This window comes from Myxosarcina sp. GI1 (assembly GCF_000756305.1).
In the GTDB taxonomy this organism is placed as follows: domain Bacteria; phylum Cyanobacteriota; class Cyanobacteriia; order Cyanobacteriales; family Xenococcaceae; genus Myxosarcina.
In genome coordinates this window covers 40,336-63,248 of the sequence record NZ_JRFE01000007.1, presented here as the reverse complement: position 1 = coordinate 63,248, position 22,913 = coordinate 40,336, and the positions used below count along the sequence as shown (strand labels likewise).

The 22,913-nt window shown below is 39.0% G+C and carries 19 protein-coding genes; 9 read left to right on the top strand and 10 right to left on the bottom strand.

Annotated features, from left to right (window positions below; translation table 11 throughout):
• Nucleotides 1-29 precede the first annotated feature (29 nt).
• The 5 genes from KV40_RS03730 to KV40_RS03710 all read right to left on the bottom strand — a co-directional run bounded on the left by KV40_RS03730 (nucleotide 30) and on the right by KV40_RS03710 (nucleotide 5,245).
• Nucleotides 30-1,328 carry an EpsG family protein gene (locus KV40_RS03730; protein WP_036478225.1) on the bottom strand — a complete coding sequence of 433 codons (1,299 nt, stop codon included), beginning with the start codon at nucleotides 1,326-1,328 and terminating at the stop codon, nucleotides 30-32.
• Nucleotides 1,309-2,577, bottom strand: a complete 1,269-nt coding sequence (locus KV40_RS03725) for a glycosyltransferase family 4 protein (protein WP_036478224.1) — start codon at nucleotides 2,575-2,577, stop codon at nucleotides 1,309-1,311. The genes KV40_RS03730 and KV40_RS03725 overlap by 20 nt, the downstream gene beginning before the upstream one ends.
• On the bottom strand, nucleotides 2,574-3,296 hold the full coding sequence (locus tag KV40_RS03720) for an FkbM family methyltransferase (protein ID WP_036478223.1): 723 nt from the start codon (nucleotides 3,294-3,296) through the stop codon (nucleotides 2,574-2,576). Before KV40_RS03720 ends, KV40_RS03725 begins: the two co-directional genes overlap by 4 nt.
• Nucleotides 3,297-3,435: 139 nt before the next feature.
• Entirely contained in the window at nucleotides 3,436-4,269 is an 834-nt protein-coding gene (locus KV40_RS03715; RefSeq protein ID WP_052055325.1) for an FkbM family methyltransferase, read from the bottom strand.
• 64 nt (nucleotides 4,270-4,333) lie between these two features.
• On the bottom strand, nucleotides 4,334-5,245 hold the full coding sequence (locus tag KV40_RS03710) for a hemolytic protein HlpA (RefSeq protein ID WP_036478222.1): 912 nt from the start codon (nucleotides 5,243-5,245) through the stop codon (nucleotides 4,334-4,336).
• Between the two features lie 337 nt (nucleotides 5,246-5,582).
• On the opposite strand from KV40_RS03710, the gene ureC reads away from it, so the two are divergent.
• Nucleotides 5,583-7,295 (top strand): urease subunit alpha, encoded by a 1,713-nt coding sequence (gene ureC / locus KV40_RS03705; RefSeq protein WP_036478221.1) that lies wholly within the window; start codon nucleotides 5,583-5,585, stop codon nucleotides 7,293-7,295.
• A gap of 172 nt (nucleotides 7,296-7,467) precedes the next feature.
• On the top strand, nucleotides 7,468-8,436 hold the full coding sequence (locus tag KV40_RS03700) for a calcium-binding protein (RefSeq protein WP_052055324.1): 969 nt from the start codon (nucleotides 7,468-7,470) through the stop codon (nucleotides 8,434-8,436).
• Between the two features lie 169 nt (nucleotides 8,437-8,605).
• On the opposite strand, the gene KV40_RS03695 is transcribed toward KV40_RS03700, so the two are convergent.
• The 3 genes from KV40_RS03695 to KV40_RS03685 all read right to left on the bottom strand — a co-directional run bounded on the left by KV40_RS03695 (nucleotide 8,606) and on the right by KV40_RS03685 (nucleotide 11,198).
• Nucleotides 8,606-9,037 (bottom strand): DoxX family protein, encoded by a 432-nt coding sequence (locus KV40_RS03695; RefSeq protein ID WP_036478220.1) that lies wholly within the window; start codon nucleotides 9,035-9,037, stop codon nucleotides 8,606-8,608.
• A 193-nt stretch (nucleotides 9,038-9,230) separates the two neighbouring features.
• Nucleotides 9,231-9,641, bottom strand: a complete 411-nt coding sequence (locus KV40_RS03690) for a VOC family protein (RefSeq protein ID WP_036478219.1) — start codon at nucleotides 9,639-9,641, stop codon at nucleotides 9,231-9,233.
• 201 nt (nucleotides 9,642-9,842) lie between these two features.
• A complete protein-coding gene (locus tag KV40_RS03685; RefSeq protein ID WP_036478218.1) occupies nucleotides 9,843-11,198 on the bottom strand; it encodes a mechanosensitive ion channel family protein in 1,356 nt (451 codons plus the stop codon).
• A gap of 571 nt (nucleotides 11,199-11,769) precedes the next feature.
• Between KV40_RS03685 and KV40_RS03680 the strand changes: the two genes are divergently transcribed.
• Entirely contained in the window at nucleotides 11,770-12,843 is a 1,074-nt protein-coding gene (locus tag KV40_RS03680; RefSeq protein WP_052055323.1) for a hypothetical protein, read from the top strand.
• Nucleotides 12,844-13,286: 443 nt separating this feature from the next.
• On the opposite strand, the gene KV40_RS03675 is transcribed toward KV40_RS03680, so the two are convergent.
• Nucleotides 13,287-14,522 carry a sodium:proton antiporter gene (locus KV40_RS03675; protein WP_036478217.1) on the bottom strand — a complete coding sequence of 412 codons (1,236 nt, stop codon included), beginning with the start codon at nucleotides 14,520-14,522 and terminating at the stop codon, nucleotides 13,287-13,289.
• A 361-nt stretch (nucleotides 14,523-14,883) separates the two neighbouring features.
• Between KV40_RS03675 and KV40_RS03670 the strand changes: the two genes are divergently transcribed.
• The 6 genes from KV40_RS03670 (at nucleotide 14,884) to KV40_RS03645 (ending at nucleotide 21,370) form a co-directional block, all read left to right on the top strand.
• Nucleotides 14,884-16,275 (top strand): cobyrinate a,c-diamide synthase, encoded by a 1,392-nt coding sequence (locus KV40_RS03670; RefSeq protein WP_036478216.1) that lies wholly within the window; start codon nucleotides 14,884-14,886, stop codon nucleotides 16,273-16,275.
• 868 nt (nucleotides 16,276-17,143) lie between these two features.
• A complete protein-coding gene (locus tag KV40_RS03665; RefSeq protein ID WP_036478215.1) occupies nucleotides 17,144-17,857 on the top strand; it encodes a Crp/Fnr family transcriptional regulator in 714 nt (237 codons plus the stop codon).
• A 172-nt stretch (nucleotides 17,858-18,029) separates the two neighbouring features.
• Entirely contained in the window at nucleotides 18,030-18,992 is a 963-nt protein-coding gene (gene cysK / locus KV40_RS03660) for a cysteine synthase A (RefSeq protein WP_036478213.1), read from the top strand.
• A gap of 5 nt (nucleotides 18,993-18,997) precedes the next feature.
• Nucleotides 18,998-19,693: a J domain-containing protein gene (locus tag KV40_RS03655; protein ID WP_036478212.1), complete on the top strand. Its 696-nt coding sequence runs from the start codon at nucleotides 18,998-19,000 to the stop codon at nucleotides 19,691-19,693.
• An 89-nt stretch (nucleotides 19,694-19,782) separates the two neighbouring features.
• The gene (locus tag KV40_RS03650; RefSeq protein ID WP_036478210.1) at nucleotides 19,783-20,652 is read left to right on the top strand and encodes a 6-carboxytetrahydropterin synthase; all 870 of its coding nucleotides are present in this window, start codon (nucleotides 19,783-19,785) and stop codon (nucleotides 20,650-20,652) included.
• 283 nt (nucleotides 20,653-20,935) lie between these two features.
• Complete coding sequence (locus KV40_RS03645; RefSeq protein WP_036478209.1) at nucleotides 20,936-21,370, top strand: CAAD domain-containing protein; 435 nt, start codon at nucleotides 20,936-20,938, stop codon at nucleotides 21,368-21,370.
• 103 nt (nucleotides 21,371-21,473) lie between these two features.
• Here the strand turns inward: KV40_RS03645 and KV40_RS03640 are convergent, their stop codons facing one another.
• On the bottom strand, nucleotides 21,474-22,784 hold the full coding sequence (locus KV40_RS03640) for a hypothetical protein (protein WP_036478208.1): 1,311 nt from the start codon (nucleotides 22,782-22,784) through the stop codon (nucleotides 21,474-21,476).
• Nucleotides 22,785-22,913: the final 129 nt, after the last annotated feature.

Sequence of the window (22,913 nt, the reverse complement as noted above, 5' to 3'; positions counted from 1 at the left end):
GACTGAATTAAAGTTAACTATAAATACACTTAATCCAATCTTATAGTGCGATTGGGTAGATTTTCGATTTCAATATCATAAGTAAAACCATCGTGAGCTATTTGTATATAGTCAAAAACGCTCGAACTAAATACTTCGTCATCTAAATAATGAAAGGGATTATTACCTGAATTTATGTTGTATAAAAAATAACAAAAAAAGAGAATTTTTAAAAACAACATCGAAGGCAAGATTTCTTTTTTAAATCCCTTCCATTTATATTCAATTAGAAAGTAATAAAACAGACCGCCAAAAGTATATAATACAAACGCAAATCTATATGAAAAATGATGTATATCGCGTCCGATAAACATTAAAAATAATAATATAGGGTGTAAAAAAAGTAATAATTTTTCGGTGGGAGTTTCAAATTTTTTCTCTTTTAAGAGAAACATGATAATGCAAAAAATAACAAATCCTTCTAAAAAAGGAACGCCAAAACTGCTTTGACTGGAGCGAATATTGGCATAACTCTGAGTTTTAGCTATGATTATTGCTGCATATTTGGCGGGCATAAATCGAACTACCAAAAAAACAAATCTAAGCAATATAGCATTACTAAAGGGTAGAAAAAGCCCCGCAGCGAATATGATTATTTTGACATATTTTCGTCTGAGAAATTTAGCTTTATCGTAGACAAATAAAACTCCTAAATAAATAATATTAGCGAAGTGAGTACACAAGCTAAAAATATATACTCCCCACATAACAAGCTTTTTTTCTGCATAAACTACTGCGACCAAAAATATCACGGTAGCTATATACTGTCTGACAAAAAATCCCTGAATATCCAAAAATCCAGGTGTAGCAATAATAAACATCGACAGCAAAGCATAATTTTGTGGTGATAGTTTTTTAGCTATTACTAAAAAAGTAACGGCATTAAAAAAGAATGACCAAAAAAAGATGAAAGCATATTTAGAGCCATTAGAAATTAAAAATACAGGATAGCTAAGTAACCACAGAACAAATTCAACACCTTGTTCTCCAGAAATTTCAAAAGGGTTATTGCCATCAAGACGTTCGTAATTAGCGGTATAAACAGCTAAATCGGAAATAACATCTAAAGAAGAAACAAAAATAGTGTTAGTAAGAATTACCAGTAAAATAAGCAGTAAATTTAATTTGCTGTTTGGTTTGCGATTGAGATGGATAAAATAAAGCAGTGGAAAAATACCCAAAATTGGAACAAACATCCATAATGCCAAACCAAAAAACAGGAAGATTGCTTTGTCGTTTTTATTAGCAAATGCCTTATTTTTATGCTTTTTACTGAGGTTTACCTGCATGAGAATTATTTAAAATTTCTTCAAAAAGTTGGTGATATTTTCTTGCCTGTATTTCTACAGTAAATTCTTGTTCGACTTTGGCTCTTGCCTGACGAGATAGATCTTGCCAGCGTAATTCCTCTTCTAAAACCCAACTTATTCCCCACGCTAAGTCTTCGGGTTCGTAAGGTTTGGCGAGATAACCAGTTTCTAGATGGGCGATCGCATCTGACAAACCACCGATGTTAAAACCCACGCAGGGAGTACCACAAGCCAAAGCCTCAATGATGGTATTGGGTAGATTGTCTTGTAAGGAAGGAGCTACAAAAACATCTGCTGCCGCGTAAACCAGAGCTATAGAGATATCATCGTTTAGCTTGCCTAAATAGTTAACTTTAAAGCCGAAATCTGGTGTTTTTTTGGGTTGAGAACTACCAAAGACAACTAGTTCGATCCGTTCTGAATCTTGCAAATAGCTTAATTTTTGCAAAGCTGGCATTAATAAATGAAATCCCTTGCGGCGATCGCTCGTTGCCTGAAGTGCGCCAAATAAAATAATTTTTTTATCGGGTGGTAATCCTACTAGCTTTTTAGCGAGGCTTTTCTCAATTGGTTGGTATCTTTGAGCATTTAAGCCATTGGGTATTGCTTCTATTCTCAAACCACCAAGTAGAGAACTTTTTCGCGCACAGTCTGCCAGCCAGTTACTAGGAGTCACGATAGTTAGGTTTAAGTCTTGCCAAGCTTTGAGTTTGCGCCGCCAGATCCAGCGAGATAAGTCCCAATCTCTATTGCTGTGCAGTTGAGGACAGGCTCCGCAGGCTTTTGTGTAGCGATCGCATTCTCGGCTATAGTGGCAGCCTCCAGTAAATGCCCACATATCGTGCAGCGTCCAAACAATAGGTTTGCCTAGCTTGGGTAGAGATTCAATCTGTAGGTATCCGCTGTTAATCCAGTGTAGGTTGATAATATCGGGAGCGATCTTAGCAACCTCAGCAGTAACTCGATCTGGCAACCACTGAACGGAATAGGGTAAATTTTCTCGTTGTGGGTAAAATCGCGTTGGCATGCGATCTAAGCCTGGAGCTAGCTTCATCCATGTCTGGGCTAACTTACTTGTAGGCGACAAAACCGTAAAATCATCGCGGTTATCTATTCCCACCAACATACTTGAGTCTACACCAAGCTTTCTCAACCCATGATGGAGACGATAGGCAGCAGCATAACCACCCCCACGACCATTAGAACGTCCAACCGAGCATACTTTCATTTCCTAAAAAAAATACCATCCATTTGAAGTAATCTACCTGTTTTTGGGTCGGTAAATCCAGGAATAACCGCATGAAGCTCGTAACCTAACTGTTCGAGAAATTTTAGCATTTCTATGTAATGTGGTTGTCCCTGGTAGAGGGGAACTAAAGATAGTTCGATCTGAATACCCTTAATTCGAGGCAAAATTTTAGTTGCTCCTGCCAATACCTGTCTTTCAAAACCCTGAACATCTATTTTTAAAAAAACCGAATCAAACTCAGTTGTGAGATACTTTGGGGCAATAGTATCCAAACTACTGAGTTTTACTATTTCTGAATCGACATAAGCAGAATTAGGAGCGGCATCTACATGATCTTCTAAAACATCTAAAACCGAACTGCTGCGATCGTTGGCAGATATGTTGATGGTAATTTCACCGTCTTTATCGCCAATTGCCATACGGGGTGCGGCTTCCCAATAAATATCGCGATCGCTTGCGGCTACTAATTGCGCGTGAGGTTTAGAAAGCGGCTCGAAAGAGACAATTTGTCCTTTATAGTCCAAGTCACGCAGCAGCAAAGCATACTCGCCAATATTTGCCCCTACATCTAACACCAAGTCGATGCCGTAATAGGAAAAAAAATGCTGCATCCGAGCCATTTCCGATCGCTTGGGCAAATACCTTTTTATTTCAATTCCCAGATTTCTTAATAGCTTCTTAATTAATTTTCTAGCCATATATAAGCGCTTCGCTAAAGTAAAAAGTTAAAATTTAAAAATCAAAAATAAAATTATAGTAGTTCTCATGCCTTTTGCCTTTTGCCTTTTGCCTTAATTAAAATGTGTGTCTGTTATGACCGAAAACCCCTGTAAATTGTTACTTTTCCTGCCAAGCAAAGATATTAAGCTGTAAATCGAAACCAGCCATAGGCTTTAATTCTACAAATGGAGCAATATTTTTCTTCATTACATTGCGGATATGAACTCTAAAATTACCCTCAGATAATATAGTCAGTATTTTATCTAAATGTTGCTCTTGTCCGACTCTAGAGTGATATTCGATAAAAATATGTTTTGTCCGATCTAATAAATCTCTACATCTGGGAACGACAAATGCTTCCGCACCTTCGATATCCATTTTGATAAAATCAAAGCGATCGCCCTGTAAAATATCGGCAATATCGACGGCTTCAATTTCTAAAACACTATTTTCCCGATCTTCTCGTTCGTCACTAATATGTCCGCCATCAGCACCTTCAGAAACAAATTTAAGAGTGGTATTTTCATGCCATACTGCTTTGTTGAATAGCCGAACATCGTTAAAGCCATTGTCACAGACATTTTTTTTCAGATAATCGAACACTTTGGCATCTGCCTCAAACGCCGTTATTTCGGCTTGGGGATATAAATGTTTAAAGAATAATACGCTCAAGCCAATGTTTGCCCCCAGATCTAAAATTTTGGGAGTTTGGTTACTAGCTTTAAATTCATAGAGTCTTTCTAAAAAAATTTCTTGATAGGAATATAAAAAAGACAGAGCATCGGGAATTAGCAAATCGTAGCCGTTAACTCTGACTCGACACTCTTGATAACGAGGCAAGTTTCTTAATTTAGACCAAAGTGAATGATAGGTAAAATACTCTCGGTTGGTAAGCATACTGTGAATATGCTTGATTGGCTCGACAGCGATCGGTTTGATAATTCCGCTCATACAAAAGTTTTAATTAGAGAATAGTATGACTAAAGATCGGCTAGCGATCGACTATAAAACACATTTATAAATTTAAAGTAAAGAGCTTTTTGGCTTTATTGACAGCGCGAACCAAAAAAGTTTTGCCAAAAATTTTGCTTTGAGTAAAGTTATCTGCCTCAGCGTGGCGAATAATATAAGGAGGATGCTGTAAGGGAAAAGAAATTTCTCCTCTAGGCAGATTAGCCATAGAGTCTTTTTTATTGACAGTATGAGTTCCTTCAGTAGCATAACCAATATTAGATACCAAATTTACTTCAGGAAGAACGGTTAAACCGTTTTGCAGCCAACAGGCAAACGTCCAACGGTATGCCCAACTATTAATCTGTTCGTCATAAGTTAATTGAAAAATTTTGCGCCAATAGTTTACCGCTTTTGTATCTCCTAAAATATATTCGAGCCAATTGCCCTCTTTAATTTCTTGCCAGAGACTCATCTTGATATCGTAATGTTCCCAGGCGCGTCCCCAGGTTGCCCACCCCCAACAGTGATTGTAGCGAGAGTAATAATAGCTGTATTTAGTACGCCTGCGTCCAAACTGAAAGTTATCACCAGAAATAGCCATGATGCGGCGATCGCTGCGATAATAATCGAGTAGTTCTTCGCAAAAACGAAAAAAACTAGGATCGGGAACGCAGTCATCCTCTAAAATAATCGCCTCCTCCACCTGAGAAAATACCCAGTCCAAACCAGTAGAAACCCTGAGCTTACAGCCCAAATTGAGATTGCTATAGTCGGTCAAAACCTCACAGTCCCAATCGACGCGATCAATTATAGTTCTTGCTGCCGCACATTTTTCAGCCTCGTCGGGGCGATCGCTTCTCGCACCATCGGCAACTACCAAAAGCTTGGGTGGCTTTGCCTGACGGACAGCTTCAAATACTTTTTCGGTTGTATCGGGACGATTGAAAATCAGTAAGACGACAGGGGTTTTCATTTAGTGGCGAGCTAATCTGAATATTACCGAAATAATATAGCAATTCTCGATTAGGCGTTTGAGACTTTGTTACATAATATATTTACGTCTATAAAGGAAAGATTCCCCTATCTGTAATTACGCGATCGCGTCCAGAAGAAGCGAGTTTAATTTTGGCTAAAAATCTGAGATATTCCTAATGAAATATTTATTTCGATGCTTAAAGTCTCTGTATTCTCTAAATACTCAACAGTATACTAAGGTTCGCTAACTGCCGATCTTTGAGGCAAATTTTACTTTTAGCAAAGCCTAGCTGTAATAAGATTAAAAATTATTCAAGCAGCAGGATTAAATATAAATGAGCTACCGTATGGAACGTCGGGCGTATGCAGAAACTTTCGGTCCGACAACAGGCGATCGCATTCGTTTGGCAGATACAGAAATTATTATCGAAGTCGAACGAGACTATACAACTTACGGTGAAGAAGTAAAGTTTGGTGGTGGTAAGGTAATCCGCGACGGTATGGGACAATCGCCAATTTCCAGGGCAGATGGGGCGGTAGACACGGTAATTACTAATGCTTTGATTCTCGACTGGTGGGGTATCGTCAAAGCCGATGTAGGTATTAAAGACGGCAAGATAAAAAAAATTGGGAAAGCTGGCAATCCTCTAATTCAAAATAATGTCGATATTATTATCGGTGCGGCAACCGAAGTGATAGCAGGAGAAGGAATGATTCTTACTGCTGGGGGAGTAGACAGCCACATTCACTTTATCTGTCCCCAACAAATCGAAACGGCGATCGCTTCTGGAGTTACGACAATGATCGGCGGTGGTACGGGACCTGCAACTGGTACTAATGCTACTACCTGCACTCCTGGAGCGTGGCATATCTGGCGGATGTTACAGGCTGCCGATGCTTTTCCGATGAATCTGGGGTTTCTGGGTAAGGGCAATAGTGCCAAACCAGAAGGATTGGTAGAACAAGTTCGGGCAGGGGCAATGGGGTTAAAACTCCACGAAGATTGGGGTACGACTCCAGGGGCGATCGATACCTGTCTTAGCGTCGCCGATGAATATGACGTACAGGTAGCAATTCATACCGACACTTTAAACGAGGCTGGTTTTGTCGAAAATACCATCGCCGCTTTTAAAGACCGAGTCATTCATACCTATCATACTGAGGGGGCAGGCGGCGGACACGCACCAGATATTATCAAAGTCTGCGGACTGAGTAACGTTTTGCCTTCCTCTACTAACCCCACTCGCCCGTTTACGGAGAATACCTTAGAAGAACATCTAGATATGCTGATGGTTTGCCATCACCTTGATAAAAACAGTCCCGAAGATGTGGCATTTGCCGAATCGCGCATCCGTCGTGAAACCATTGCCGCTGAAGATATTCTGCACGACTTGGGGGCATTTAGCGCGATCGCTTCTGATTCTCAGGCAATGGGTAGAGTGGGAGAAGTGATTCTTCGTACCTGGCAAACCGCCCACAAAATGAAAGTGCAACGGGGAGTTCTATCATCTTCTACCGAAGAACCAGCCGATAACTTTCGTGCTAAACGCTATATTGCTAAATACACTATTAATCCCGCTGTAATGCACGGTATTGCCAATTATGTCGGTTCGATTGAAGAAGGCAAGTTAGCCGATCTCTGTCTTTGGAAACCTGCCTTCTTTGGAGTCAAACCAGAAATTGTCATTAAAGGTGGTGCGATCGCCTACTCGCAAATGGGCGATGCCAACGCCAGCATACCCACTCCCGAACCCGTACGAATGCGTCCCATGTTTGGTAGCTATGGCGGTGCAATTGGGGCGACATCTCTCAGTTTTGTTTCGCAAGCAGCTATGGATGCAGGAGTTGGCGAACAAATTGGCTTGCAATCTTCTGTCGTCGCTATATCTAATACCCGCAATATTAGTAAGGCAGACATGAAGCTCAATGCTGCTACGCCAGAAATGGAAGTCAATCCCGAAACTTACGAAGTAAGAGCAGATGGAGAGTTATTAACCTGCGAACCTGCAAAGGTTTTACCTCTGGCGCAGCGTTATTTTTTGTTTTAACAATTTAATGAGCGCAAGTTTTGCTGTTAATATCTCTGGCTAGACTGATAAACTCTAAAAATTTTGATTTTAATTAGAAGTAAATCTTGATAGTCTTACCTGTGTAAAGATTCGATATCGTAAGTTTTGCACTTGATTTTCAACCCAAACAGCCTTTAACGGAGCAAAGAAAATGGCAATTTTTGAAGGTGACAATACAGACAATAATTTATTAGGAACTCGAGAAGATGACTCACTCTTGGGTTTTGAAGGCGAAGATTTTTTATTCGGTAGGGCTGGCAATGACTATTTGAATGGCGGCGATGAACGAGACTTACTCATCGGCGGTACTGACTCCGATACACTCGTTGGTGGTTTGGGCGAAGATGCAATTTTTGGCGGTAGCGGTAACGATCGCTTAACCGCAGGAGACGACATTCAAACAGGTCCAGGAGCTTTTGGGAATGACGAAAGCAACAATATTTTATGGAGCGGACGGGGTAACGATACAATTTATGGCTCTTTCGGTAGAGATATCATCTTTGGTAATGCTGGCAATGACGAAATCGTTTCGGGGTCTTTTGGTGAAGACTATATTTATGGGGGCAAAGGTAATGACGAAGTAGAGGGAGGTTTTGGCAATGATACGCTCATCGGCGGGGATGGTGATGATACTCTATTTGAGAATATCTTTAGAGCAGCGGGTGGCGATGATGTTCTTAAAGGTGGTCGGGGAAATGACGAGCTTTACGGACAAAATGGAGATGATAGTCTTGAAGGCGGAACGGGAGACGATACCCTTATTGGTGCTGGAGTAGTTAACGCGCCTCCACCATTTAGCAATCAGGGATTTGGTGAAATAGATACTTTTAGTGGAGACAGTGGCAAAGATACGTTTATTTTGGGTATAATTCAAGCTTATTACGATGGTGGTGAAATAACCGTCGGAACAGATGACTATGGGTTAATTGTCGATTTTAATTCAGAAGAAGACACTATTCAGCTTTCTGGTATTGCCTCCAACTATATATTGGCTCCATCTCCAGAAAGTTTACCATCAGGAACGGGAATTTATATAGACCGAGAAGAAGATGAACTTATTGGCATCGTCCAAGGAGATTCAGACTTAACCCTTGATAGTGATGCTTTTGATTATGTTTAAAACTAAAAATTGGCGTTGCATCATAAGGGGATGGTTTAGATTGACTTGCGGTGCGACCGTCGACGTTGCGAAGCTTCTCTAAAAGAGTAAGACGCAAGGGAACGCGCACCGTTGGGTATCTGGAAACTGGGCGAAGGCTCTACTCTGGAAATTTACGGCAACAAATGCTTTATTTACGACGCAAACGATCTATAGAAAAACTATTAAAGCTATTGCCAGCGATTAATACAAACAGCACCAAACAATAAATAAGTTGGGAACCAGCCGTATCCCACTTTTGCAGCAGCGTAACACCGTACATTAAAACTATCATCAAACCAAACAAAGTCACTAAGGCTGCTTGGGTAAACAAACCTATCGTTACTAATAAGCCTCCGATTAGTTCTACTATTGGAACTAATAGCCCGGGTACTCTTACTAACACTTCAGGAACGAAAGTATTTTGAAACATATCTACCATCGATTGAGCAAATCCAGATATATCAGCAATTCGAGTAAAACCATGATTGAAAAAGTTGACTCCAAAAACAATTCGCAAAAAAACATAAGCTAAAACAATGTCTCTACGTCTTAGCCAGATTGCTCTATCTTCTTTAGTCATTTCATTTATTATTTATCATTTACCAATGAACAACTTTTTAATGAACAATTCTTTATTCAAAGTGCAATCGCACCATCGTTAAACTTAACCAACGGTTAGGCTTGTGGGCTAGCAGCAACCGCCAGCACATCCTGACTGCTTACTGTTTAATGTTCACTGTTAATTGTTCATTGCGAGCGAGCAGCGATCGCAACTACTCGGCACCTACCATTTGAGCTAGTTGATTTAGTTCGATCAAATTACCTTCAGGATCGCGCACTAGTGCTAACTTAACGCCCCAATCGACAAAATCCCAAGGTTCGCTGACAATTTCAACTCCTTGCTGTTTTAAATATGTAAAAGCTTCGTCTACATCTTTTACTTGAAAGCTTAACGCGATCGCATCGTTTTTATGCCCGAAAGATACAGGAGTGTCACTGCCAAAATACTCGGTAATTTTGTTGCGGTTTAATAAAGTCAGCTTGGTTGCACCATCGGTTAGCTCTACGTAGGTGTCTATTTCGGATGCAAAAGTCTCCTCTAATCCTAAAATATCTCGATAAAATTTCAAGCAAGTTTCATAGCTTTCTACATACAGTCTGGTATAGGTAAATTTAAATTCCATTACTTTTTGATTGAATTACTTTTAGCTCGATTTCTAATTGTTTTTTAGATGATTTAGCCGATTAGCTGACAATCTCTTCAAAGAGTTTATCGGAATGGTAAAAATTCTTCTTAGAAACTAGATCGATTTTTGGGTTAATAAATCTATCTATAAGCGGTTTTAATTTAGTTCACTTACAAATAGGTATGGGCGATATCAGCTTTAACGATCGTCTAACTTAAGTTCTTTAGCTCCTTCTTCCTGCTCTTTAATTTTTATTTCTGAAGGAAAGTCTCGCATAACCAGAGTATAAATATCTGTGGGCATATCAATGTCAGCAGTTTCTAAAACTTCTTTAACTGTTTGAGTGACTTTTGAAGTAGTTGCCAGAAAACCAGAACGGCGAGAATTTACCCAAAAACGGACTTCCAAATTTACCGTACTAGCAGCCAATTCGCTTACTAAAACATCTGGTGCGGGTTCGGTTTCTACTTCTTTTATCTTGCTTAAAGCCTGAAGAATCTCGTTTATAGCACGTTGGATATTTTCACCATAATCGATTCCTACCATAACGCTACTGCGACGGCGAGAAGAAGCAGTGTTGTTGATAATGCTGGCTTGAAATACCTCTTGATTGGGAATATAGACAACTCTACCATCGTATGTTTTTATCGTCGTAGCCCGTAGCTGTATTTGAGTAATCGTACCTTCGTAATCTTCAATAACTACCTGATCGTTAATTCTAAAGGGTCGCGCCGCTAGCAAAATCACGCCAGAAATATAATTACTCAAAACATCTTTAAGGCTAAAACCAATTGCTACGCTAGTTAGTCCCAAAGCACCTAATAAAGCCCCAAAATTCAGTCCCATTACGCCCAGAGCTATTATCGAACCTACAATCCAAACGCCTCCATAACTAAGTCTGGCAATTAAAATTTCGGTATTAGAATCCCCTTCAGTTCGCTGTGCCCAGCGAAAAGCCAAATAGCGTACGATTCTAGCAACTAGCAAGGTAAACCCAATAACAATAATTGCTCCTACTAGTGAAGGCAGGTTGGCGATCGTATCGTTCAAAAGCTCTCTAACCGTACCATAAAGTCTCTGACCTACATCGATCGCCAACGGAGGTTTATCTAAAGCTGTATTTAGCTGTTCTGCCCATCTTTCTGCTAGTGCTTCCACGCTTAAACCGTAATCTTCTGCATCTTGTTGGGTTACGGTCATCAAAATGCGATTTTTGAGCCTCAAAGTAGCGATTCTTCTCGGATTATCAGGAGTAACTGTAATTGGTTCTAAGTTATTAGAATTAGCGATCGCACTAGCAATACGGCGATTGATAATTTCGGCTCTCGCACTGGCATCAATTTCGGGTAAGCTGCCAATTTGGATTACTGGTCTACCTCTAACCAATACATCAGCAAAGTATAGTCCATCGCTGGGTTCTACTACCGAAGAAGAATTTTCAGCAGGTGGTAAAATTTCTTCTTCTTGAGCGACTAAAGGGTAGGGCATGATAAATAACCCAATCGTAATGATAATTGTCGGAAAACGACGCAATAAAAAATGTTGCTGCTTCATGCTTTTAAAGTCAGAATTATTTAATTGCAGACTAGAAGTTTAATATTCTCATCCCTCAAGAAATACCACAATATTCGATAGAAGCATTAAGACTAAAGATTGAAATAGAGACATAAACTGCGTCTAGAGTTTTGATACGAACGCGGTTTAGTACTTAAAAAAGCAGCAAAACTTTCTGCTAGAGCTGTCTATTGAGACTCTAAAGTGATGCCGAGACAAAGCTTTAAGTAACAAGAACAATATAGACTTTTTAGATGACCTTTAAAGTAAGGCTTATAAAATCACATTTTTTTGGTATATAATTTTTTCGCCTTTTATTTAAATATATAAATAATTTATGCTTTCTTTATTTCAAATTTATAAATTAAATTTATTTTTTGTCTAATTAACTAGAAAACGATTTTACAACATTTACTTTATACTAACTTCAAAAAACTGATAAACAACATCAATAATATCAAGTTATTGTAATTTGTCAGTAGATTCACTTAGCTGTTATTGACTATGTATAAATACGCAAATAAGATAACAATATAAAGTAATTATGTAAAAAATAATAAAAGATCGAAAGATGAATAAAACAATATCATTTCTAATTTTAATTGGTGTCGGTGTTTTATTTAGAAGTAAAATTAACAATAAAGAGCAGCTAAATACAATAAAAACTCTTATTTTAACTTTAGCTTTACCTGCGGTAATTTTTTCGGCATTATTAAAAATTCATCTTACTGCTTCTTTGTTTTTACCTCCGTTAATAGTTTTTGTGTTTAACATATTAATGTTTTTGTCAGTGCGTTTTTTGCTACCTGTTTTTATAGACAAAAAACTCGATCTAGCAAATAGACGAACGCTGATGTTTATGCTACCTTCACTGGCTCCTTATTTGTCTTGTTTTCCTTTTTTAGCAGAATTTTCAGAGCAGTCTAGTCTGGGTTTAGCTGCTATTGCCGATACGGGAAACAAAATATTTATTTTAGTATTTCTTTATTTTTTAGCGATGTATTGGACTTATGGCAAACAGTCAGCAATAAAACAGCCAAAGAGTAGTCAAAAGTTTGCAGAAGTTTTATTGCAGCCTATTAATTTAACAATTATTGTTGCTCTTGTAGCTAGCATATTTGGTTTCAATTTAGAAAATATTCCCGTTTATTTTCAAGATAGTTTGTCTTATTTGCGCGATCTCTTAACACCCACAATTCTAATTTTTATTGGTTTGGCAGTAAAAGTAAAAGGCAAAGAATTAAAGTTATTACTGGGGTTGCTTATATGGAGATCGGCAGTCGCATTTCTGATCAGTGCATTGCTAATTAGTTCATTTGACTTTGATTCTCTAGCTACAATGCTATTAATAGTAGCTTTTCCTCAAAGCTCTTGCAGCTTTCTACCTTATGCACAAATAAGTGTATTTTCTGATTCTCAAGACAATAGTAACAAAGTTTTCAATCAAAGTTTAGCTCTATCTTTATTAGCAATTTCTCTGCCCTATTCTTCTTTTACTATTGTTACTATTTATTCACTAGGTGATTTTTTTGCCTCTCCCATTCATCTTATTATCTTTAGTCTTATTGGTTTTCTTAGTGCGGGAATGCTTCTCAGGCAAAAAAACAAAAGTGGACAAAAAATTTCTGTTGCGCACCAACCATAAGTAAAAGTAGTAGTAACTAACACCGTTATCAAACGAAAATAAACAGTAAAGCTCAACTTGGAACTAGATTTATACCAATTCCATAAAATAAAGATACAGAATAAATTTCAAGGGAGCAGGGGAAAATTTATCGATCTGTAGTCAACATTTAGAGAAATGGTATTAGACTTTGATTTTCCCACTGCCTTCTCCTGATGTCTCTCTTTGCCACTTCATAAAATGTCCCAGCCTGGGTTCAGTTTTTTACTTTTGATTGTCTTAGACGAGATCGAAACGAATTTGCTTTTTCACCAATGAGCTAAACTTATCCTCGGAACCATGCTCACGGAAGAGTTATATTGACACCATTGTTCTGTCGGTTTTAACTGCTAGAACACTTTTATTTTAGGTTCGGCTTTCTGCCTTGAGTTATGATTTTGTCCTTGTTTATTTAGATGCTCGCGTTAAACTAGTTGCTTACCAGAAGTCTCTTGTTTTTCATACCACTTCATTAAAGGTGCTGCGCTAATTCCATGAACGACTATTGATATTACTACTACAGTAAAAGTTATCCAAGAAATTTGTTCGGCAACTGGACCATCTAAACTTTCTCCTAAAGCATAGGTTAAATAGTAAATCGAACCAATACCGCGAATTCCAAACCAGCCTACAAGATGTTTGGTCGAAGTCGGTAAATTGCTATTAATAGTTCCGAGCCAAATTCCTATAGGACGAATAATAAAAAATAATAGTCCAGCTAATAACAAAGACTGACCCAAGTAATTAACTATCGGCTCTATTGACAAAATTGTTCCGATTATCAGAATAGTAGTAACTTCGAGTAGTTTTTCATTTTGTTGGGTAAATTTTAGCTGCGCCAAACGTTTTTGACGATCTATGCAATAGCTTTGTTCGACTATTAGCCCTGAGACAAAGACAGCTAAAAACCCATAGCCGTGTATTAATTCTGTTAGAGAATAGGACAATAAAATTAAACTTATCGCCAAAAAATCTTCTAACAACTCGTCAGCTTTACGGCGTTTTTGTAAAGTGGAATCGCACCAAACAATTACTTTAGCAACGACAATTCCCATAACTACTCCAGCCACAACCGCCCAAATCAAATCTACAGCTACCCACTGTTTAAACCAATTATCCCAATTGCTGTCCTTGAGAGCGGAAATACCAAAGTAAACAAAAGGAAAGGCTAGAGAATCATTTAATCCCCCTTCAGAAGTCAAACTAAAACGCAGTTCATCTTTATCTTCAACATTGGCTAGCTGCACTTCGGAAGCTAAAACGGGATCGGTAGGAGAGAGAATTGCTCCTAATAATATTGCTGCTCCCCATCCCATACCAAACACCCAATGAGCGAGTACTGCCAAACACAAAATAGAAAAAGGCATTAAAAAACCAATTAATCTGATGGTAGTTTGCCAAGTTTGCAGTTTTAGAGGACGATTTACCTTCAGCCCGCAACCAAATACAGAGACAATAACTACAAATTCTGTCAGTCTTTCTAAAAACTGAGCGTCGGGACGAATTTCGATTAGCTTAAAACCATAAGGACCGAGAGCAATACCCACTATTAGATAGATTAGCGAATAAGACAGAGGCAAGCGGTTAATCCAACCCGAACCTAAAGTCACTACTAACAGCAATAAACCAATAATAAGTAGATTGAGAATATATTCATCCATAAGTTGCATTAATTTGATACTGAAAACCCTGCTTTCAGAACCATAGTTCGAGTTTTTGTCGGTATTTTACTAGAGCGCAAAATGCTTTGAAGTTCTACATCAAGGAAATCAAATTCATTTGCTGTTGTTACTCTAATCTTTATCCAATAAACATTCATCCCTCTTCAAGCTAGGAATTCGCTTGCTTTACCTGAATTTTCTTTCAACTTAAGTTAGAGCTTCTGGCGATCGCACTAACGTTTGTAGCTCGTTAGCTTTGTCTGAGTGAAATGAGTATATTAAGTGTTTAAGGTATGTTGCTACTGCTATACGCTCTGTTTTTCATGCTCAGACTCAATCGATATAAACTACGTGACGGCTTATGGCATTAGTTATCGCGGGCGATCGCTCCAGAACTGGTAAAACTACGGTTACTCTGGCAATTTTAGCTTGGTTGGTACGGCAAAGTACTAAGGTTCAATCGTTCAAAGTAGGACCCGACTATATAGACCCAATGTTTCATGCTGCAATAACCAGGCTTCCCTGCCGCAACTTAGATCCTGTTTTGACTTCCGAGACTTATGTCAAATTTTGTTTTGCCCGACACAGTCAAAATGCAGATTGGGTCGTAGTAGAAGGGGTAATGGGTTTGTTTGACGGTATTCGCCCCGTAAGGGCTTGTCACGACAAGACCCTGCGGTTGCAAGATTATGCCAGCACTGCTCATATTGCCAGATTGTTAAATCTACCCGTTCTATTAGTTTTAGACTGTTCTCGTTTATCTAGTTCCATTGCCGCGATCGCTTTTGGTTATGTCAATCTCGATCCCCAAATTAATATCGCAGGAGTAGTTCTCAATCGTGTGGGTAGCGATCGCCATTTAGAATTACTACAAGAAGCTCTTAGCACTATTAATCTGCCAGTTTTAGGAGTATTACGTCGCAACCAGGTCGTTACCATTCCAGATAGACATTTAGGTCTGGTTCCCAGTGAAGAACTACCCCAGCTACAAACTATTTTTACCCAACTAGCAGAACTAGCCCAAACCTGCTTCGATTGGAAAAAGCTTTTGCCATTGCTAAAACCGCCAGCAGCAGAACATACTTTAAGGTTAGACAAAGAAATAACAACCAGGAAAAGTTCTATTAAAATAGCTGTCGCTTGCGATCGCGCCTTTAATTTTTACTATCAAGATAATTTTGACATTTTAAGAAAATTAGGTGCGGAATTAGTATTTTGGAGTCCTCTAGCAGATTCAGCAGTCCCCAAGGTTAGCGGACTTTATTTTGGTGGTGGCTTTCCCGAAGTATTTGCCGAACAGCTAGCCAACAATCGAACAGTATTAAAACAGTTACGCCAGTTAATTTTAGGTGGCATTCCTACCTATGCTGAATGTGGCGGTTTAATGTATTTATGCGATCGCCTAATCGATTTTGAAGGTAAAGAGCGATCGCTTGTAGGTGTAATTCCCACTACGGCAGTAATGCAGCAAAAGCAATTAACTCTCGGATATCGTCAGGCAACCGCAATGCAAAATACTTCTGTGATTTCCAGAACTCAAACCGTACGAGGACATGAATTTCATCATTCTAGTCTGACCGAATCTCCTAACGAAGCTCTCTGGGAAATAGTCAGCTTTAATACTGCTAGCAGTAAAGTTGCCGAAGGCTGGCAAATAGCGAATCTTCACGCCTCTTATTTACATCTGCATTTTGGCGAATTTGAATTTCTGCCCCAAAAATTTATTCAATGTTGTCGAAATTATCAAACTTAGTTATATTAACTAAAGATACACAGTTATCGAAATAACCGTTCAGGGATATAGGAGGTGATGCCCATGATAGATAGTAGTAGTAACATGGGTCCCTTAGTTGAAGTTAGCCGGCTGTGTGCCGGAGCCGCTCTCTAGCAGGCAATAGTCTTTTCTTCTTCGGAAGAAACATAGATTATAGCTGTTGGAGTTCCTTCCGGCAGTTAGGTTTCAACTAAGAGATCCCCTAGACCGCTCTCACAACCCGATAAACGAATTAGCAACTTTTTGTTAGTTTGAATATCACTTTGTGAGAGCGGATAGTTTTTTGGGATAGTTTTTAAATTTCACTACAGGTAAAACGACTATTGCCCCTAACTATAATTTGTGGTAAACAGCTAATTGCTAAAGTTTAAACTGCGTAAATCAAGAAGCTATTGCTATGTATTAGAGCGATACCATCATTTCTCTTAAATATGAATAATTTGACTGTTATTTATAGTAAGTACTTTCTAAAAATCAGTTTTTCTAAAATCTATCTACTGAAATTTATCGGTATAGTTTTTGATTGAAATAGGCTTGCCTTCGCTTGAGATACCAGATAGACATTGGCTATCGGTAATATAAAGTTACATTATTAAACCTTTGAATTTTTGAAACAATTGTCGATTGCGATAGCAAACTGTCAAAGCTAAATTTGTTTTTAAGTTAGCTATCTATCTATTTGAAATAATAACAATAATCGATCGAGTTAATACGTATGTTTGCTATCGGACATACTTACAATGTGTTGTTTGATAATTTAAATCGGAGCAAATTATTCCATTCTTATGATGGTGTAATTTTATTTTTTTAAATTTAGTTAAAACAATATACAACTGAGTTGCCGAAATTGCCATTATCTCCTATAAACAACATTCCTACTAATCGAATATTATCTGCTTTACCTCAAAAAGTGTATCAACGTCTCGCTCGCGATCTACAGCCAGTAGAACTTCCCCAACATCGAATTATTTATTATGCAGGGGATAACTACAATTATGCTTACTTCCCTACTGACTCGATTGTTTCTACTGTGGCAATTATGGAAAACGGATCGACCACAGAAATTGGAGTTATTGGTAATGAAGGAATGGTAGGGTTGCCAATCGTATTGAATAGCGATCGCACGAACTCTACTGCAATAGTGCAAGTAGGGGGAAACGGTTACAAAATTGAAGCAAAAAAACTTAGAAAAGAAATCGAACGTAACGAAGAATTAAAGCATATTTTGATGCGTTACGTTCAAGCAAGAATAATCGAGCTGGGTCAAATCGCCGCCTGTAATCGCTACCACAATATCGAACGGCGATTTGCTCGATGGATGTTAACAGTAGGCGACAGAATAGAAAAATTAGAATTCAACTTAACCCAAGAATTTATTTCCCAAATGTTGGGAGTACGTCGCGCTGGAGTAACACAAGTCGCTAATAAGTTTCAAAAACAAGGCATTATTCAATATAAGCGTGGCTTTATCCAAATAATTTCTCAGAGTGAGTTAGAAGCTCGTACCTGTGAGTGTTATCGGCTAATTGCCAATCATTTTGAGCGCCTGATAATGCCTTAAATAAAATACTTATAACGCTCGGCGTATAGACCAATCGAGCGTAGCTATAAGAATAAATTTGTAGCGAGAAATTTCAACATAATTTTTACTTGCCTCTTTTTTACGACAAATAGAAGTAGCCGAGTAGCGATCGAGATAGCATAATAAATAACTCAAATTATTTTAAAAAATTATGCGAATTGCCAACGATATTACCGAACTGATCGGTAAAACTCCTCTAGTTCGGCTTAACCGTATACCACAAGCTGAAGGCTGTGTAGCAGAAATTTTGGTCAAACTAGAAGGGATGAATCCCTCTGCTTCAGTCAAAGATCGTATTGGGGTCAACATGATTAATGCTGCTGAAGCCGAAGGTAAAATTAGTCCCTATAAAACTATCTTGGTCGAACCCACCTCTGGTAATACGGGAATTGCTCTGGCTATGGCAGCTGCCGCCAAAGGATACAAGCTAATTCTGACCATGCCCGAAACTATGAGTCAAGAAAGGCGAGCAATGTTAAAAGCCTATGGCGCACAATTAGAACTAACCCCTGGTCATGAAGGAATGAGCGGCTGTATACGACGAGCGCAAGAAATACAGGAAAGTATTCCCAACGCCTATATTTTGCAACAGTTTAACAACCCCGCTAACCCTGAAATTCACAGGCGTACTACTGCCGAAGAAATTTGGGCGGATACCGACGGTAAAGTAGATATGATGGTAGCAGGAGTCGGTACGGGAGGAACGATTACGGGAGTCGCTCAAGTATTAAAAAAATACAAACCAGATTTTAGAGCGATCGCCGTAGAACCCTTTACTAGTTCGGTTTTATCTGGAGGTAAGCCAGGATCTCATAAAATTCAGGGTATTGGTGCGGGTTTTATTCCCCAGGTGTTATTAGTAGAATTAATTGACGAGACGGTAGCAGTTACCGACGATGAAGCGATCGCAACGGGTCGCCGTCTGGCAAGAGAAGAAGGCATTTTATCGGGAATTTCTACAGGTGCTGCTGTAGCGGCAGCAGTAAAAGTTGCCCGTCGCGAGGAAAATAAAGGCAAAATGATAGTTACGATCCAGCCCAGTTTTGGCGAACGCTATTTAAGTACCCCTTTGTTTCAAGATTTAGAAACTCCCACTATTGTTGCTAGTAACTAGTTTGCGTGCGTCCCTTGAATTACTATCAAACTCTGCAAGTCAGTTTTCAAGCTAGCCAGCAAGAAATCAAGCAGGCTTATCGGCGGTTGGCGAAACAGTTTCATCCCGACCGCAAAACTGAAACTAATTGCGACAAAATTATTGCTATTAATGCTGCTTATGAAGTGTTGGGTAATATTCAAAATCGTCGCATCTACGACCGCCAGCTACAGTTAAACTCAACCGATGATTCGTTGGCACGTCGGCAAGAAAGAAACGTTAGAGCCAATCAGCAATATCAACGCTATCGCCAAGCCAAGCAAGCCAACAACGTTAGTTATCAATCGTGGTTAGAAGAAATATATTTGCCGATCGATCGCTTGGCTTCAGACATTCTTCAACCTCTATCATCAGAAATTGACGAATTGGCTGCCGATCCTTTTGATGACGAACTAATGGCAAACTTTACAACTTATTTAGAAACCTGTCGTAGCCAATTGCAGCTAGCAAAACAAACTCTAGAGTCTCAGCCCAATCCACCTCAATTAGCAGGTGCGGCAGTTCATATTTATTACTGTTTGAATCAAATTGGCGACGGTATTAAAGAGCTTGAGTGGTTTAGTCTCAATTACGACGATTGCTATCTACATACGGGTCAGGAAATGTTTAGAATTGCCAGCAATTTACGCGATCGCGCTCGTTACGAAGTTAGTTTGGTTTGATTACTTTATCTCAAACAATTCTAAAGGTCAGATCGGTTATTATTTCAAAAAGTCTACTCAATCAAAAACTGCTTTAATTTACATTATTTATGCAATGTACTATCGACCGACGCGCTCAATTTTCTGCGAGTCACCGCTACTGGTTGCCAGAATTAGATCTAGCCGAAAACCAGCGTCTTTTTGGTGCTGGTAGTCGTTTCCCAGGACACGGACACAACTATCTGCTATATGTATCTCTGTCGGGAGGATTAGACCGCTACGGTATGGTGCAAAATTTGTCTCTCGTCAAACAGGTAATTAAACAGGAAATTACCAGTCAGCTAAATTACGCTCACCTCAATGATACCTGGAAAGAATTTCAGCAAACCTTACCCACTACCGAAAATATTGCTAGAGTAATCTGGCAGCGACTAGCACCCCATTTACCTTTAGTTAATATTAAATTGTTCGAGCATCCCGAACTTTGGGCTGATTATCAAGGAAAAGATATGGAAGCATCTCTCACGGTAAAAACTCACTTTAGTGCCGCTCATTGTCTGGCATTACCAGAGCTTAGTTTTGAAGAAAATACCAAAATTTATGGCAAATGCGCTCGCCCCAACGGTCATGGACATAACTACCATCTAGAAGTTACCGTAAAAGGTGAAATCGATTCTCGTACGGGTATGATAGTAGACTTAGCTGCTCTGCAAGACGCAATCGAAGAGTATGTTATCGAACCTTTCGACCATACCTTTCTTAATAAAGATATTGCTTATTTTGCCGAAGTAGTGCCTACAGCCGAAAATATCGCGCTTCATATCGCCAACCTGTTGCGATCGCCAATTCAGAAATTAGGTGTAGAATTGGATAAAATCAAGTTAATCGAAAGTCCTAATAATTCTTGTGAAATCGACTGTCGCCAATTAGCTAAGAACCCTATATCAGAAGTGGAAAAAGAACCAGTAATGTCTCTTTAAAAGCTATAACCTAAAATTAAAAGTTTATTAATGACTAATAATTAACTGCTTTGATATGTAAAATTATGTATAAAAAGCGTTAATAGTTTCAATAGCAAGTATTTGATAATATGAGCAACAGTTTAGTCAAAAAATAAACCGAGCTAATATTCTGATAACAATTAAAAAAAGCAATGCCGTTTTCAAACTGGCTGACGCTGAAATTTAATTCAGGAGTTTATCGAGTTACAAAACGGAGTAATCTCCAAGCCAACCAAATTTAGATAATAGGAGTGCATAAAATATGGAATCTCAAACCCCACAAGTAACAGAGACACCAAATCCCGCTAATTTAAGTAGCGAGTCTCCAGGTAAATTAGCTGCCCCACCTAAAAGAACTGTTGCAGGACAACAGGTGCAAGAAGCTTTAGCACCCGTACTAGATTTCTTGAACAAACTTCCAGAGGATATAGCTAGTTTCGTTTCTGCTTACCAAAAGCCACTGTTGTATATCGTCTTGTTTATTGCAGCATTGGTAACAATCAGAATTATTCTGGCAGTTCTAGGTGCAGTTGACGGCATCCCATTATTATCTCCTGTGTTCGAGCTAGTAGGCTTGGGTTATACGGGTTGGTTTGTCTATCGCTATCTTTTAAAAGAAGATTCTCGCCAAGAATTAGGGCAAGAATTTCAGTCGCTCAAAAGCCAGGTGTTAGGAAGAGATCCTTCCAACCTCTAACTTTTAGCTCGAAGCAATCTCTTTGCTCGTATAATCTGCTGGATTTACCTCAACTGAAGATTTCAAAATATTTTTGTCCCCAAAAGTCCATCTGGGGACTATTTTATTTGTCCATTGCTTCTAGTCGCTTATAGATTGCCGTTAGGGTTGACTTTAAAGTGACTATATTTTGAGATTCTACACGTTCAGCACTCAAAGCAATAGACTTAACAGTCTTTTCTAATTTTTGAGCCAAAGTCAAAGCCTGTTCGCTCATTTTTTCTAGTTGTTGGCGATCGTAAGTTTGTAGAGTTTTACCTTTTAAAGCCGCGAACACAATTTCCTCCCCTTTGATAGAAGGCGTTAATTCGATACGTAGTAACAATCGCTCATTGTTGCGACGTTTTTCCATCGCTACTCTTCTTGGCTTTTCTAGAGGAACGGGCGGCAGCTTGACTAAAGCTTTAACTTCGTTAGCTATGGCAGTAAAAACTGAAGGCTCAACATCTTGCCAGGAAAAAGCTGCTGCTTCGTTGTGACTACCGATGATTTGACAAAAATTATTGTGGTTTTTCAAGCAAAGCCGATCTATTTCACCATTAAGAATTTTTTGATATAGCTTTTGCCATGTCTGGCGAGGTGTTGAATTGGCAATTAGCTCTGATAACTGCCCTATTGGTTCATTATCTGGGGTAGGTTGCTGCGAGTTTGCTGAGTCGATAGTTATATTACCAATATCGAAATCTGAAGGAATCTCAATTTCGGACACCGAATTCTCTGTCATAGGCTCTTTAACCATCTCTTCGGGTCTGCCAATGACTGTAGGAGCATCAAAATGACGACGGTCGCGATTGACTGCTGGCATCTCTTCGGGTCTGCCAATGATAGTAGGAGCATCAAAATGACGACGGTCGCGATTGACTGCTGGCATCTCTTCGGGTCTGCCAATGACTGTAGGAGCATCAAAATGACGACGGTCGCGATTGACTGCTGGCATCTCTTCAGGTCTGCCAATGACTGTAGGAGCATCAAAATGACGGCGGTCGCGATTGACTGCTGGCATTTCTTCTGGTCTACCAATGATAGTAGGAGCGGAATCGCGATTATGACGATCTCTCACTGTAGAACCAGGGTTTTTAAGATAAGATGCCAGGATTGCCTGATGAGTTTGAGCATCAATAGATTTTAGGTCGAGAGTATAGCCCAAAGAAGTAATAATAGGGCGAATTAAGTTAAGCGCATTCTCGTCTTCATAATTTACCATTCCCAGCGTTAAGCGATCGCTATTTAGTTCTAAAGGCAAAATTTCATGGTGGAGACATAATTCCAAAGGCAAAATACCGTCAATGAGTCTAAAAATTCTTTGGCTATTAGCTAAATATTCTGTAAGTTCATTAGGATTAGGAGTATCGTTACTGGGGTTGAAGTGAGTCATTGGACAAATTTTAATAGCTAAATTTTAAAAATATCTATAGATATAAATGAGAATAGACGAGACTTTAACCACAAAATACCCAAACAAACCGCTGAATCTAGCAGTTTTTTATAAAGATCGTGCAAACTT